The 14,084-nt window shown below is 59.7% G+C and carries 12 protein-coding genes; 2 read left to right on the top strand and 10 right to left on the bottom strand.

Translation table 11 applies throughout. The features are described 5' to 3' along the window. Window positions 1–75 precede the first annotated feature (75 nt). From ACWR1S_RS11460 to ACWR1S_RS11445, 4 genes are all read right to left on the bottom strand, one after another. Window positions 76–453: a hypothetical protein gene (locus tag ACWR1S_RS11460; RefSeq protein WP_454563550.1), complete on the bottom strand. Its 378-nt coding sequence runs from the start codon at window positions 451–453 to the stop codon at window positions 76–78. A gap of 75 nt (window positions 454–528) precedes the next feature. Beyond that, window positions 529–1,338 (bottom strand): putative RNA methyltransferase, encoded by an 810-nt coding sequence (locus ACWR1S_RS11455; protein WP_454563549.1) that lies wholly within the window; start codon window positions 1,336–1,338, stop codon window positions 529–531. Next, entirely contained in the window at window positions 1,338–2,489 is a 1,152-nt protein-coding gene (dapE, locus tag ACWR1S_RS11450) for a succinyl-diaminopimelate desuccinylase (protein ID WP_454563548.1), read from the bottom strand. The genes ACWR1S_RS11455 and dapE overlap by 1 nt, the downstream gene beginning before the upstream one ends. A 253-nt stretch (window positions 2,490–2,742) precedes the next feature. After that, complete coding sequence (locus tag ACWR1S_RS11445; RefSeq protein ID WP_454563547.1) at window positions 2,743–5,334, bottom strand: glycosyltransferase; 2,592 nt, start codon at window positions 5,332–5,334, stop codon at window positions 2,743–2,745. Window positions 5,335–5,553: 219 nt separating this feature from the next. On the opposite strand from ACWR1S_RS11445, the gene tcdA reads away from it, so the two are divergent. Continuing rightward, the gene (gene tcdA / locus ACWR1S_RS11440; protein WP_454563546.1) at window positions 5,554–6,366 is read left to right on the top strand and encodes a tRNA cyclic N6-threonylcarbamoyladenosine(37) synthase TcdA; all 813 of its coding nucleotides are present in this window, start codon (window positions 5,554–5,556) and stop codon (window positions 6,364–6,366) included. A gap of 88 nt (window positions 6,367–6,454) precedes the next feature. On the opposite strand, the gene ACWR1S_RS11435 is transcribed toward tcdA, so the two are convergent. The 4 genes from ACWR1S_RS11435 to ACWR1S_RS11420 form a co-directional block, all read right to left on the bottom strand. Beyond that, entirely contained in the window at window positions 6,455–6,859 is a 405-nt protein-coding gene (locus ACWR1S_RS11435; RefSeq protein ID WP_454563545.1) for a SufE family protein, read from the bottom strand. After that, on the bottom strand, window positions 6,856–8,061 hold the full coding sequence (locus ACWR1S_RS11430; protein ID WP_454563544.1) for an aminotransferase class V-fold PLP-dependent enzyme: 1,206 nt from the start codon (window positions 8,059–8,061) through the stop codon (window positions 6,856–6,858). The genes ACWR1S_RS11435 and ACWR1S_RS11430 overlap by 4 nt, the downstream gene beginning before the upstream one ends. Window positions 8,062–8,194: 133 nt before the next feature. Further along, on the bottom strand, window positions 8,195–9,229 hold the full coding sequence (gene dapD, locus ACWR1S_RS11425) for a 2,3,4,5-tetrahydropyridine-2,6-dicarboxylate N-succinyltransferase (protein WP_122591337.1): 1,035 nt from the start codon (window positions 9,227–9,229) through the stop codon (window positions 8,195–8,197). 33 nt (window positions 9,230–9,262) lie between these two features. Then, complete coding sequence (locus tag ACWR1S_RS11420) at window positions 9,263–9,625, bottom strand: ArsC family reductase (protein WP_116028741.1); 363 nt, start codon at window positions 9,623–9,625, stop codon at window positions 9,263–9,265. A gap of 290 nt (window positions 9,626–9,915) precedes the next feature. On the opposite strand from ACWR1S_RS11420, the gene ACWR1S_RS11415 reads away from it, so the two are divergent. Next, window positions 9,916–11,547 carry a Na+/H+ antiporter gene (locus tag ACWR1S_RS11415; protein WP_454563543.1) on the top strand — a complete coding sequence of 544 codons (1,632 nt, stop codon included), beginning with the start codon at window positions 9,916–9,918 and terminating at the stop codon, window positions 11,545–11,547. Window positions 11,548–11,611: 64 nt separating this feature from the next. On the opposite strand, the gene ACWR1S_RS11410 is transcribed toward ACWR1S_RS11415, so the two are convergent. Together ACWR1S_RS11410 and dapC are read right to left on the bottom strand one after the other, a co-directional pair. Further along, window positions 11,612–12,364: a M12 family metallopeptidase gene (locus ACWR1S_RS11410; protein ID WP_454563542.1), complete on the bottom strand. Its 753-nt coding sequence runs from the start codon at window positions 12,362–12,364 to the stop codon at window positions 11,612–11,614. Window positions 12,365–12,865: 501 nt separating this feature from the next. Beyond that, window positions 12,866–14,065, bottom strand: coding sequence for a succinyldiaminopimelate transaminase (dapC, locus tag ACWR1S_RS11405; protein WP_454563541.1), 1,200 nt, complete (start codon window positions 14,063–14,065; stop codon window positions 12,866–12,868). Between the last annotated feature and the right edge of the window lie 19 nt (window positions 14,066–14,084).

Below are 14,084 nucleotides of genomic sequence, written 5' to 3'. Positions count from 1 at the left end.
GCAGTGTTCAAAAGCGGGTTGAATGGTGGGGCGAGTCCATACATAGGAGCTGCCGAAGGCTGCGATCTTTTGCTTTTATGCCGTTTTCCAGGTGATTTCTTCTTCACCGTCTGCGCTGATGCGCATCCAGCGATCCGCCGTCTCTTCACCTTCTTCCTCAACCCAGGTCCCCGGTGCGCAGCGTACTTCCACGTTCAGCGCAGTAAACGCTGCACGCGCGCAAGCGATGTCGTCGTCCCACGGCGTCTGGTCGCTTTCCAGGTAGAGGCTGTTCCACTTGCCCACGGCTTTCGGCAGCCAGGTCACTGGCACGTTGCCGGCCTTGCATTTGTAGGTCTGGCCTTTCTGTACCCAGTCGCTGCACGGGCCCAACGCGGCGCCCAGCCAGGCCGAAATGGCCTTGTGGTCGACGTCGGCGTCTTTCAGGTAAATCTCGATGTCCGGTTGGCGCATGGATGTCCTCACTGCGGGTCTGAAAAATCCATTCGCGGATTTAGCCGGCCCCGGGCACTCGCCCGGAACCAAAAGTTATTGAAGAACGAAATAATCGTAGCGCATCGACACGGTGGTCTCGAACGGCTCGGCCTGTTCGATGACTGCCGCGCGACGCTCGGCACTCGCGCGCCAGCCGTGGGGCGTCATCGCCAACAGGTTGGCGCGATCCTCGGGCTTGGTCAGGGTCAGCTTGAATTCCAGGGTTTCACTGTGCGCCAGCGCCATGCCTTCCGGCACCAGGGCCAGATGCTTGTCGTCGGTGTACTCGCGCACTTCGTCGTACAGGCGTTCGCGCAGTTCCATCAGATGGCCGCTGGTCGGGCCGACTTTCATCAGGCCACCGCCCACACTGAGAAGGCGCTTGGCTTCTTCCCAATCCAAAGGACTGAAAACGCTGGCGAGAAACTGGCAGCTGCCCGACGCCAACGGCACACGGGCCATGCTGGCGATCAACCAGCTGATCGCCGGGTTACGCTTGCAGGCGCGTTTGACTGCTTCGCGTGAGATGTCCAGCGCGTAGCCATCAGCGTTCGGCAAGGCCTCGGCGATTTGCGCGGTGTAGTAACCCTCGCCACAGCCGATGTCGACCCAGCGATCCGGCGCATAACTCGCCGCCAGCTCGGCCAGACGCTTGGCCACCGGCGCGTAATGGCCGGCATTCAGAAAGTCCCGGCGCGCCTCGACCATGGCCTGGTTATCACCCGGATCACGGCTGTTTTTGTGCTGCACCGGCAGCAGGTTCAGATAACCCTGCCGCGCACGGTCGAAGCGGTGACCTGCCGGACAAACCACGCCGTTATCCACCGCGTTCAGCGGTTCACTGCAAATGGGGCAAGCGAGCATCAGGCGAGCAACTTGATCAGGGTCTGGTAATAGATCTCGGTCAGCACGTCGAGATCCGCCGCCAGCACGCGTTCGTTGACCTGGTGGATGGTCGCGTTGACCGGGCCCAGTTCAACCACTTGCGTGCCCATGGTCGCGATGAAACGGCCATCGGACGTCCCGCCGCTGGTCGACGCTTTGGTCTCGCGACCGGTGATGGCCTTGATGCTCGCCGACACCGCGTCGAGCAATGCGCCCGGTTCGGTAAGGAATGGCAGGCCGGACAGCGCCCAGTCGATGTGCCAGTCCAGATCGTGTTTGTCGAGAATATCGGCCACACGTTTCTGCAGGCCTTCGACGGTCGATTCGGTGGAGAAACGGAAGTTGAACACCGCCACCAGGTCGCCCGGAATCACGTTGGTCGCGCCAGTGCCGGAATTGACGTTGGAGATCTGGAAACTGGTCGGCGGGAAGAAGTCGTTGCCGTGGTCCCAGTGCTCGGCGGCCAGTTCGGCCAGCGCCGGAGCAGCGAGGTGGATCGGGTTTTTCGCCAGATGTGGGTAAGCGACGTGACCCTGAATGCCTTTGACGGTGAGTTTGGCGCCCAACGAACCGCGACGGCCGTTCTTCACCACGTCGCCGACCAATGTAGTGCTCGACGGTTCGCCGACGATGCACCAGTCCAGACGCTCGTTACGCGCGGCCAAACGCTCGACTACAGCTTTGGTGCCGTGGTGGGCTGGGCCTTCTTCGTCGCTGGTGATCAGGAACGCGACCTTGCCCTTGTGGTTCGGGTAATCGGCGACAAAACGCTCAGCGGCGACGGTCATCGACGCCAGGCTGCCTTTCATGTCTGCCGCGCCACGGCCGCAGAGCATGCCGTGTTCATCGATCAACGCGTTGAACGGGTCGATCTGCCACGCGGTGACCGGGCCGGTCGGCACCACGTCGGTGTGGCCGGCGAAGCACAGCACCGGGCCGTCGTTGTTGCCGTGGGTCGCCCAGAAGTTATCCACATCTTCGATGCGCATCGGCTCGAGGCTGAAACCGGCATCGCCCAGGCGCTGCATCATCTGCTTCTGGCAATCGGCGTCGATCGGCGTCACGGACGGACGGCGGATCAGGTCGATGGCGAGTTGGAGGGTCGGCGAAAGGTCGGCGTGGGCCGTCATGGAAAACTCCAGGATCATGAATTTGAGCGAGGGCCAATGTGGGAGCGACGGTTCGACGCTTCGACTTGCTCGCGAATGCGGTGTATCAGGCAACATAAGGGTTGAATGTTACAAAGCCTTCGCGAGCAAGCTCGCTCCCACAGGGATTGGGTTCGGTCGGTTACACCGCGTATCACGCCAAGCCCCGCAAAATGGCGGTTATCTTAAAGCAAAACGGCGACCATTGGCCGCCGTTTAGTGCATCGATGAGGATTTAGACGACCGGCGCCGGCTCAGGCGCAGCGGCCGGTTTCGGCAGCGACGACAGGAACGCCATGATTAGCGCCGCCAGATACGGCAGTGACTGCACCAGCAACATCACCACCCAGAAACGCATGTCGTTGCTCGGCATGCCGTTGACCAGGAAGATCCCCAGCGCCGCGCCCCACAACAACAGCATGATGAACAGCTCTTCGCGCGCTTCGGAAATCGCCACCCAGAAACCATGGTTATCGGCGTTTTTCGGCGTGCGGAAGAACGGAATGCTGCTGGTGAAGAAACCGTACAGCACCGCTTTGGCGATGGTGTGCGACAACGCCAGCCCGGCCAGTGCCGCGCAGAAGGCATCTTTCAGGTTCACGCCGACGGCGCGACGGTAGAGGAAGATGATCTTGCCGACCTTGAACACAAACAGCGCCAGTGGCGGGATCGCGAAGATCAGCAGCGGCGGATCGACCCGTTGCGGCACGATGATCATCGCCGCCGACCACAACAACGCGCCGACGGTGAAGAAAATGTTCATGCCGTCCGCGACCCACGGTAGCCAGCCCGCGAGGAAGTGGTAACGCTGGCCACGGGTCAGCTCGGTGTCCTTGCCGCGCAGCAGGCTGCCGGTGTGGCGTTTGATGATCTGGATTGCGCCGTAAGCCCAGCGGAAACGCTGTTTCTTGAAGTCGATAAACGTATCCGGCATCAGACCCTTGCCGTAGCTGTCGTGGTAATACGCCGCCGACAGGCCTTTCTCGAACACGCGCAGACCGAGTTCGGCGTCTTCACAGATGCACCAGTCAGCCCAGCCCAACTCTTCCAGCACCGAGCGGCGGGTCATGGTCATGGTGCCGTGCTGAATGATCGCGTCACGGTCGTTGCGGGTGACCATGCCGATGTGGAAGAAGCCTTTATATTCGGCGTAGCAAAGCTTTTTGAAGGTGCTTTCGTTCTGGTCGCGATAATCCTGCGGCGACTGCACCACGGCGATTTTCGGGTCGGCGAAGTGCGGCACCATGTGCTTGAGCCAATTCGGGTGCACGCAGTAATCGGAGTCGATCACGGCAATGACCTCGGCGTCCTTGGCGGTGTGCGGAATCAGGTAGTTCAGCGCACCACCCTTGAAACCGGCCAGCGGCGAGACGTGGAAGAACTTGAAGCGCGGGCCGAGGGTTTCGCAGTAATCGCGCACCGGTTCCCACACCGCCGGGTCCTTGGTGTTGTTGTCGATGATCAGGACTTCGTAGTCCGGGTAATCGAGGGCGGCCAGTGCATCGAGGGTCTGTTTGACCATGTCCGGCGGCTCGTTGTAGCACGGCACGTGAATCGACACTTTCGGGCGATAGCTGGAGTCGCCCTCGACCGGCAGGAACTCGCGCCGACGTTTGTGAATCCACACCGCCTCGGCCAGCTCATGCGCCTCGGTCAGCAAGACGATAAACACCCCGAGCGCACCCAGCGCCAAGAGGAAACCGACAGTCAGACTGAACCACGTGCTGTATTGCAGGCTGTAGTCGTAACCGATCCACACCAATACCGAGCCGCAAAGAAACGCGATAAAGGTCAGGAAGATCCGCCCACGTTGACGCAGGGCCGAGCCGTCGATCATCAGCAAGGTCAGCGACAACAGCGCCAGCACCACCGAACCGATCGCCAGCACGCGCCATTGCGGGATTGCGACCACCGGGCCTTCAAAGTTGAATTTCTGCTGACGCGCAGCGTTGAACACGCCCCAATAGGCGCCGACCGAGCCTTCGTCGCTGGCCTTCCACGGCTGGTCAAAGGCTTCGATCACGAAGTAGTTGAAGCCTTGGCGGTTGAGCTTGTTGACCAGGTTACGCAGGTAGATCGCCTGATCCGCCGGCGACGCATCGGCGCCACCGCGCATGCGGCCGTTGCTCGGCCAGCCCACCTCGGAGAGCAGCAGCGGTTTTTTCGGGAACATCTTTTTCAGATCGCGAGCGCGATCGAAAACGAACTGCCCGGCCTTGTCGACCGGGATGAACTCCCAGTACGGCAGAACGTGCGCAGCAATCAGGTCAACGTGCTTGGCCAGCTCCGGGTGTTCTTCCCAGACGTGCCATTGCTCGGACGTGGTCACCGGCACTTTCACCGCCGCGCGCACGCGATCGAGCAGCACGCTCAGCTCTTGGGCGGTGATTTCCTTGCGGAAGATCGCTTCGTTACCGACCACCACGCGAACCACGCTGCGTGATGTATTGGCCAGTTCGATGGCACGGGTGATCTCGCGTTCGTTGCGTTCCTGGTCGGGGCTGATCCAGATCCCCAGCGTCACGCGCAAGCCGAATTCTTCAGCCAGTTTCGGGATGTCTTGCAGCGAGCCGTCGACCGAGTAGATGCGGATGTTGTCCGTCAGCTTGCTCATGATCTCCAGATCGCGGCGCATTTCGTCGTCAGTCGGATACTGATCCTTCTGCGGGAACTGTCCCTGCTGGAACGGTGAATAGGAGAAACCGGAGATCTGCTCCGGCCAGTTCGGCGCGGAAACCGGGCGATTGATCAGCGCCCAGAAACCGGTGAACAGGGCGGCGATTGCCAGAACCACCACCAGGTTGAGTCCAAATTTACGCGATGACATAGCTATTTCGGGTTCCAAAGGCTGTGGAACGGAGGATCGGTCGGCTATACGCCCGAGGGGCGCGCATCCTACACCGGCAGTTCGCAAGTCGTACATCAGGCAGGGAAATGCCCGACATTGGGCAGCCGACTTTGACTTAAGTTCTTACACTTGTAGCTGATGTTTAGAACTTGTCGCCGCGTGGCCCTATAATGCGCGCCGGTTTTTGGGGTAATGGTCATGAGTACAGAAGATCCGCGGTTTGCAGGCATCGCCCGTTTGTATGGCATTGAAGGCCTGGAACGCCTGCGCGCGGCCCATGTGGCGATCGTCGGCGTCGGTGGTGTCGGTTCCTGGGCGGCGGAAGCCATGGCCCGTTGTGGCGTCGGCGAGATTTCGCTGTTCGACCTTGATGACGTCTGCGTCAGCAACGCCAACCGTCAGTTGCACGCGCTCGACAGCACCGTCGGCAAGCCCAAGGTCGAAGTGATGGCCGAGCGTCTGCGCGGGATCAACCCGGATTGCACCGTGCACGCCGTGGCGGATTTCGTCACCCGCGAGACCATGGCCGAGTACATCACGCCGAACATCGACTGCGTGATCGACTGCATCGACGCGGTCAACGCCAAGGCCGCGCTGATCGCCTGGTGCAAGCGCCGCAAGATCCAGATCATCACCACGGGTGGCGCGGGCGGGCAGATTGATCCGACGCTGATTCAGGTGTGCGACCTCAACCGGACGTTCAATGACCCCTTGGCCTCGAAAGTGCGCTCGACGTTGCGTCGCGATTACGGCTTTTCGCGCACCGTGACCCGTCATTACAGCGTGCCGTGTGTGTTTTCCACCGAGCAACTGCGCTACCCGAAACCGGATGGCAGCATTTGCTTGCAGAAGAGTTTTGTTGGCGATGGCGTGAAACTGGACTGCGCCGGTGGATTTGGCGCGGTGATGATGGTCACGGCGACGTTTGGCATGGTTGCGGCGACCAAGGCTGTGGACAAGATTGTCGCGGGTGTTCGGCGACCGGCGGAGCGTATTAAGCCTCAGGTTTGATGTTGGGGCTGCTGGCCTCTTCGCGAGCAGGCTCGCTCCCACATTGAGATGCATTCCCCTGTGGGAGCGAGCCTGCTCGCGAAAGCGATTAACCGGCCAACTCATTCATCCGCTTGAGCACAGCATTAAGGCCATTACTGCGCGACGGCGATAGCTGGCGCGAAAGCCCTAGCTGATTGAACCAGTCCGGCAGATCAATTTGCTGCAACTCCGCCGCCGACAACCCGTTAACCCGCAACAGCAACAACGCCACCAACCCACGAATCATCCGCGCATCGCTGCTGGCGCTGAATTGCCAGTGACCGTCGTGCAGTTCACCCACCAGCCAGACCTGACTCTCACAGCCATGCACCCGGTTAGCCTCGCACTTATCTGCATCGTTGAGCGCCGGCAAGCGATCACCAAACTGCATCAACAACCGCGCCCGCTGTTCCCAGCCCGCCGCGTTCTGAAACGTCTGCAGCGCTTCAACTGCCTCGACCGGCAAACTCATCGCAACAACTCCAGCGCCTGATCCAGCGCCTCAAAGAAGCGTTCCAGATCTTCCGAGTCGTTGTACAGCGCCAGCGACACCCGAATCGCTCCGGCCAGCTCAAAGCTTTTCAGTAGCGGCATGGCGCAGTGATGCCCGGCGCGCACGGCAATACCTTGCTCAGTCAGCAAGTGCGCCAAATCAGCGTTATGCACACCTTCAACGACAAAACTCGCCAGCGCCAATTGCGGCTTGCCGAGCAAACGAATGCCATTGCGCGCCGCGAGGCCACGCAGCAGGTAGTCATGCAGCGCCGCTTCATGGGCGGACACCGCTTCCTGATCCAGACCCGCCAGATAATCGAGCGTGGCGCCAAGGCCTATCACACTGGCAATCGGCGGCGTGCCCGCTTCAAAACCCAGTGGCGCCGGGCGAAAGCGCGCGTCGTGATAATTGGCTTCCAGCACCATCTCACCGCCGAACTGCCAGGGCTTCAACTGCTCAAGTGCTGCATTGCGCCCGAATAGCACGCCGAGGCCATCGGGGCCATACAGCTTGTGACTGGAAAACACATAAAAGTCGCAACCCAGCGCCTGCACGTCATGCCGACCATGAACCACGCCCTGCGCGCCATCGACCACGGTCAGCGCGTTCTGCGCCTTGGCCATGCCCAACAATGCCGGTAATGGCTGCCAGGCGCCCAATACGTTGGATAACTGACTGACCGCCAGCAATCGCGTGCGCGGACCAATCAAATGCACGGCAGCAGCGAGGTCGATCAAGCCGTCGGTATCCAGCGGCAGGATCACCAGTTTCAGATTGCGCCGTTGCGCCAGTTGCTGCCACGGCAGCAGATTGGCGTGATGCTCCAGGGCGCTGATGACAATTTCATCGCCCGGGTGGAAAAGATGTTCCAGGCCATAAGCCAGGAGATTCAGCGCACTGGTGGCGCCGTGGGTGAAGATGATCTGCCCGCTGTCACCGGCGTTCAGCCATTGCGCGACCTTCAGCCGACTGTCCTCGAACGCCTGCGTCGCGTGAGCGCCGGGCAGGTGTTGCGCACGGTGCACATTGGCTGCGCCATTGGCGTAGTAATGCGTCAGTGCGTCGAGCAGGGCCTGGGGTTTTTGCGTGGTGGCGGCGTTGTCCAGATAGGTCTGGTCTTGCCGTTGCAGCGCGGCGATGGCCGGGAAAGCGGCACGCCAGGGGGAGGGAATCATCACGGTCTTTAGCCCTGGTGAAGAGGGGCGGGATGTACGCCAAATCCTGTAGGAGTGAGCCTGCTCGCGATGGCGTCCGTGAGGGCGCTAAAAGCATCGCGAGCAGGCTCACTCCTACAATGGATTATCCAAGCACTTAGTTGTGAGCGTGGAGCGCTTCGTTCAGTTCGATCGCCGATTTGTGGGTTTTGCATTCCACAGCACCGGTTTCCGAATTGCGACGGAACAGCAGGTCAGTCTGACCGGCCAGCTCACGCGCCTTGACGACTTTAACCAGATTGTTGTTTTCGTCCAGCAGCGCCACCTTGGTGCCGGCGGTCACGTACAGGCCCGACTCAACGGTGTTGCGGTCGCCCAACGGAATACCGATACCAGCGTTGGCGCCGATCAGGCAGCCTTCGCCGACCTTGATGACGATGTTGCCGCCGCCCGACAGGGTGCCCATGGTCGAGCAGCCGCCGCCCAGGTCCGAACCCTTGCCGACGAACACGCCAGCAGAAACGCGGCCTTCGATCATGCCCGGGCCTTCGGTGCCGGCGTTGAAGTTGATGAAACCTTCGTGCATCACGGTGGTGCCTTCACCGACGTAAGCGCCCAGACGCAGACGTGCGGCGTCAGCGATACGCACGCCGGCCGGGACCACGTAGTCGGTCATTTTCGGGAACTTGTCCACCGAGAACACTTCCAGCAGGTCGCCACGCAGGCGAGCTTCCAGTTGCATTTCGGCCAGTTCGCTCAGGTCGATGGCGCCCTGGCTGGTCCACGCGACGTTTGGCAGCAGCGGGAAAATCCCGGCCAGGCTCACGCCGTGCGGCTTGACCAGACGGTGCGACAGCAGGTGCAGCTTCAGATAAGCCTCAGGGGTCGAAGTCAGCTGTGCGTCTTCAGCCAGCAGGGTGGCGACCAGCGGCTTGTGGCTTTCGGCCAGACGCGTCAGCAGCTTGCCTTGCACGGCGTCGATGCCTTTCACGGCTTCAGCCAGTTGCGCCGCCTGAGCGGTGGTGAAGGTAATGGCCTGGTTGCCTTCGGTGTAACCGAGGATCGGCGCAACAGCGGCGACCAGTTCGGCCGAAGGGTTGAGCAGCGGCTGTGCGTAGAACACTTCCAGCCACGCGCCTTGACGGTTCTGAGTGCCGACACCAAAGGCGATGCTGAACAGGGAATTGGACATGTAAATACACCTCTACAAAGAGTGACGGGCTGCTTACTTCAGAGCGGCCGCGTAGATATCTGGCTTGAAGCCAATCAGGGTTCGGTCACCGAGATCGAGCACCGGGCGCTTGATCATCGAGGGTTGAGCGAGCATCAGTTCGATGGCTTTCGACTGGTCGAGATCGGCTTTGCGTTCGTCGTCGAGTTTGCGAAAGGTCGTGCCTGCGCGGTTCAACACCGTTTGCCAGCCGTGTTCGTCACACCATTGGGTCAGGTGTTCACGGTCGATGCCGGCGGTTTTGTAATCGTGAAAGTCGTAACTGACAGCGTGTTCATCGAGCCAGGTGCGCGCCTTCTTCATGGTGTCGCAGGCTTTGATGCCGAAAAGGCGCAACGTTTTACTTGAAACGGTCAAGGAATCGCCCCCTTTACAGGTGCTGGAGAAAAATGGTGTCGGATTATGCCATGACCAAACGGTTTCGTCGGCCACGGTTGTCGTAACGCTGCAAAACCTGTGGGAGCGAGCCTGCTCGCGAAGGGGCCGTGTCAGGCAATATCTCTGTTGAATGACGCACCGTATTCGCGAGCGGGCTCGCTCCCACAATGGGCTGTGTTCCAGGCTGCGACATAGGTGCAACGGTCAGACGCATCCTAAGCGGCTAATATGGCAGTTCAACGCTGTCGATTGTCTGAGATTTCCGCTATATGCAAACTGCTTACACCGTCCTGATCCTGCTGATGCTGGTCAGTGTCTCGCGTCTGGTCGGGCGGGTCATCCCGCTGCCTCTGCCACTGGTACAAATCGCCGCCGGCGCTTTGCTCGCCTGGCCGACGCTGGGTCTGCATGTGGCCCTCGACCCCGAATTGTTCCTGTTTCTATTTCTGCCCCCCTTATTGTTTTCCGATGGCTGGCGCATGCCCAAGCGTGAGTTCTGGAACCTGCGCGGGCCGATCCTCACGCTGGCGGTGGGGTTGGTGCTGTTCACCGTGGTCGGCGCCGGGTACTTCATTCATTGGTTGTTGCCGTCCATTCCACTGCCGGTGGCTTTCGCCCTGGCGGCGGTGTTGTCGCCGACGGACGCCGTGGCGGTGTCGGCCATTTCGCAAAACCGCCTGCCGACTCCGCTGATGCATATATTGCAGGGCGAGGCGCTGATGAATGATGCCTCGGGTCTGGTGACCTTCAAGTTCGCACTGGCAGCGGCCATCACGGGCGTGTTCTCGCTGACCAATGCCAGTCTGACCTTTGTCGTGGTGGCGCTCGGCGGATTGGCGGTCGGTGTGGCCTTGAGCTGGCTGGTCGGGCGCTTGCGGGCGTGGATGATCGCTCGTGGCTGGGATGACCCGGCTACCCATGTGGTGTTCATGTTGCTGTTGCCGTTCGCCGCTTATGTGCTGGCCGAACGTCTTGGCGTCTCGGGCATCCTCTCGGCCGTGGCGGCGGGGATGATGCAGAGCTGGCTCGATCTGCTGCCTCGACAGACCAGCACCCGCTTGCTCAATCGCAGCGTCTGGTCGCTGCTGGAGTTCGCTTTCAACGGTCTGATTTTCCTGCTGCTTGGCCTGCAATTGCCGGACATCATCAAAGCTGTAGTCAGCCATGAACCGACGCTGTGGCCGACGTTGTTCTATCGCTGCCTCGATGTCGTGGCGATTTTCCTCACGCTGGTGTTGCTGCGGTTTATCTGGGTGCAGAGCATCTGGCGTTTGTCGGTGTTGCTGCGCCGTGTGCGCGGCAAGGGCGAGCTGACACAAGTACCGACCGCGCGCTCCTGCTGGCTGCTGACCGTCGGCGGGGTGCGAGGTGCGGTGACCCTGGCGGGGGTGATGTCGGTGCCGATGTTGATGGGGCCGGACGCGTTTCCCGAGCGTGATCTGCTGATTTTCATCGCTGCCGGAGTGATTCTGCTGTCGCTGGTTTCGGCGTGCATCGCGCTGCCTCTGCTGTTGCGCGGCATCGAAAAAAGTCCGGACGACAAACGCCGTCAGGAAGTGCGTGATGCGTGGCGTAAAACTGCGGAAGCGGCGATTCACGCCCTCGAAACCGAAGAAACCACCCCTCAGGACGCGGCTCAAGCGGCGCTGTCGGCAGAACTGAAGGCGCGGATCATGTCCGAGTATCGCCATCAGCTCGATGTCTTCAACGATTCCGCCGAAGCGCAGGCGTTGGCGTTCCAGATGGATCTGCTCGAGCGTCGCTTGCGCCTCAAGGCGCTGCGGGCGCAACGCCTTGAGTTGTACAGCTTGAGCCGTCACCACCAAATTGGTGATGACGTGTTGCGCGAGGTATTGGGGGAATTGGATCTGAGCGAAGCGAACCTTGGACAGATCAAATGATTTTATGCCGGTCGTACTCGCGGATGGCTCGCTACCTGTCGCGAGCATTTAGCTCATGGACGAGTCAGGGACGGTGCGAAGGATCATCGGGTGATTCGGAAGGTGTTTCTGGATAGATGCTCAGGATCATGCGCATGTCATCTTCGCTAAGGATCTTGTTGGGGGCGAGCTCATAGACGCCATCGGTGAGTTCCTTGTCTACGCGATAATGCATGATCGAGTTTTTATCGTAGGGAGTAAGCACCAGGCGGAGAGTGTCGATAGGATCGAAAAAGTTCTTTTCAATCTCCTCGGGACTCCAGCCGTGACGTGCGTAAAGTTCTCGAACTTTTTGTTTGTTCCAGGGGATATTGGCGTCGGGGTGCAAGTGTTCATGATGGAGACCCAGTACGTGGCCAAACTCATGGAGTACTGTTGCCTCGAAAAACTCGCTGCCGGGCTTTTCTGCAATATAGGTTGTCGGTTCACCGGGTTCAGCCAGTAGGCAGTCTGTGCCGATACGCGAGATATTTAAATCGGTGTTGGTCTTTATTCTTATGGTTGCATTGGTTCTGCTGGTAAAAACTATATTAAGGTTGGTTAACTTGGCCCATTTCCAGATGGTGCTTTTAAAAGCCTTTGCATCTGCAGCACTCAATTCGTCAAGAAAGCAGACGGAAAGCGTTCGGAAATTACTCCAGAGTTTTGAGTGGACACTCACCGATCTTGCAGCTTTGCCGCCGTTAAGTGCATTGCGTTGGCTCTCTGTGACGGCAGTCTGGTAGGCGAGAAGCGGATCCGCGGGGTGAATGGTCTTGCAAATTTTGCAGCTGTTCATTTTCTCAATTTCCTTATTTAAGTTCAGTTTTATACAAATGCCCGATCAAGGGCACCATCCTCGGTAACTCGGTAACTCGGTAACTCGGTAACTCGGTAACTCGGTAACTCGGTAACTCGGTTGGAGTGGATGGTTGTGAAGGTTTTTACTTTTTTCGTAGCAAATAGGGCAGAACTTGGTTAATAGCAGTTCTAGTGGTTTCTGTTTTTTTTGATTGTTTCGCGCTTGATGAAGTAACGCTAAACTTAGTGGAAAGTTTGATTTTGTAGAAGTTATATGTTGGGTGGTTGTGTTGCTTTGTATTAATGCGATGGGGTTTTTGTTGTTAGGGGTAGTGGCGTTTCTGCAGATTTATTGTTGTTGGTTTGGGCTGTGAAATGGGCTGGAGTGCGCGCGCTCAACGATAACGACCGGGCAATATAGAAGTTGAATATAAAAAAAGAGCGGCGAGATGGTCTTTGTAGCACCCGTGCCGGATTGCCCGGCACGGGCAGGCGGAGATTACTTGTGGCGAATCAGGAAGTCCCGGATCCGCTCGGCCGCCTCTACACATTCGGCCAGCGGCGCGACCAGTGCCATGCGCACGCGGCCAGCGCCCGGGTTGACGCCATCGACGTCACGGGACAGGTAAGAACCCGGCACCACGGTCACGTGCTCCTGCTCGAACAGATCGCGGCAGAACGCGGCGTCGTCGCCTTGCACGTTCGGCCACAGATAGAAGCTGCCATCCGGGCGCTGCACATCCATCACTGGGGCAAGAATCGCCAGCACCGCATCGAACTTCTCGCGGTACAGCGCACGGTTGGCGCGCACGTGCACTTCGTCATTCCACGCTGCCACGCTGGCCAGTTGCGTTTGTACCGGCATCGCGCAGCCGTGGTAGGTGCGATACAGCAGGAAGCCTTTGAGGATGTCGGCGTCGCCGGCAACGAAACCGGAGCGCAGGCCCGGCAGGTTGGAACGCTTGGACAGGCTGTGGAACACCACGCAGCGTTTGAAGTCCTTGCGACCCAGTTCAACACAGGCAGTCAGGAGACCCGGTGGCGGGGTTTGTTCGTCGAAGTACAACTCGCTGTAGCACTCGTCGGCGGCGATCACGAAATCGTATTCGTCGGCCAGGGCGATCAGCTTCTTCAAGGTGTCGACCGGGATCAGCGCGCCCGTCGGGTTGCCCGGCGAGCAGAGGAAGAGGATCTGGCAGCGTTTCCAGATGTCTGGCGAAACGGCATCGAAATCCGGGTTGAAACCGTTCTCGTCGAGGCACGGCAGGTAATGCGGCTTGGCCCCGGCAAGGAACGCGGCGCCTTCGTAGATTTGATAGAACGGGTTCGGGCTGACCACCAGCGCGTCGTCGCCACGGTTGACCGCGGTCTGGGTGAATGCGAACAACGCTTCACGGGTGCCATTGACCGGCAGTACGTTGCGCGCTGGATCGATCCAGCCGCTCGGCACGCCGAAACGCCGCTCGCACCAGCCGCCAATCGCCTCACGCAGGGCAGGGATGCCGAGGGTGGTCGGATACACCGCCATCTGATCCAGACTGTTGGCCAGCGCTTCGGCGACAAAGCTTGGCGAACGGTGTTTCGGCTCGCCGATCGACAGGGCGATCGGGCGTTTGTCCGGGTTCGGGGTCACGGTGCCGAGCAGGGCGCGGAGCTTTTCGAACGGGTACGGCTGGAGCTGGTTCAGAGCGTTGTTCATTGGGGCCTCTTTTAATGTG

It is taken from the genome of Pseudomonas sp. AIG (genome assembly GCF_977020205.1).
This window is presented reverse-complemented; position numbering and strand designations above follow the sequence as displayed.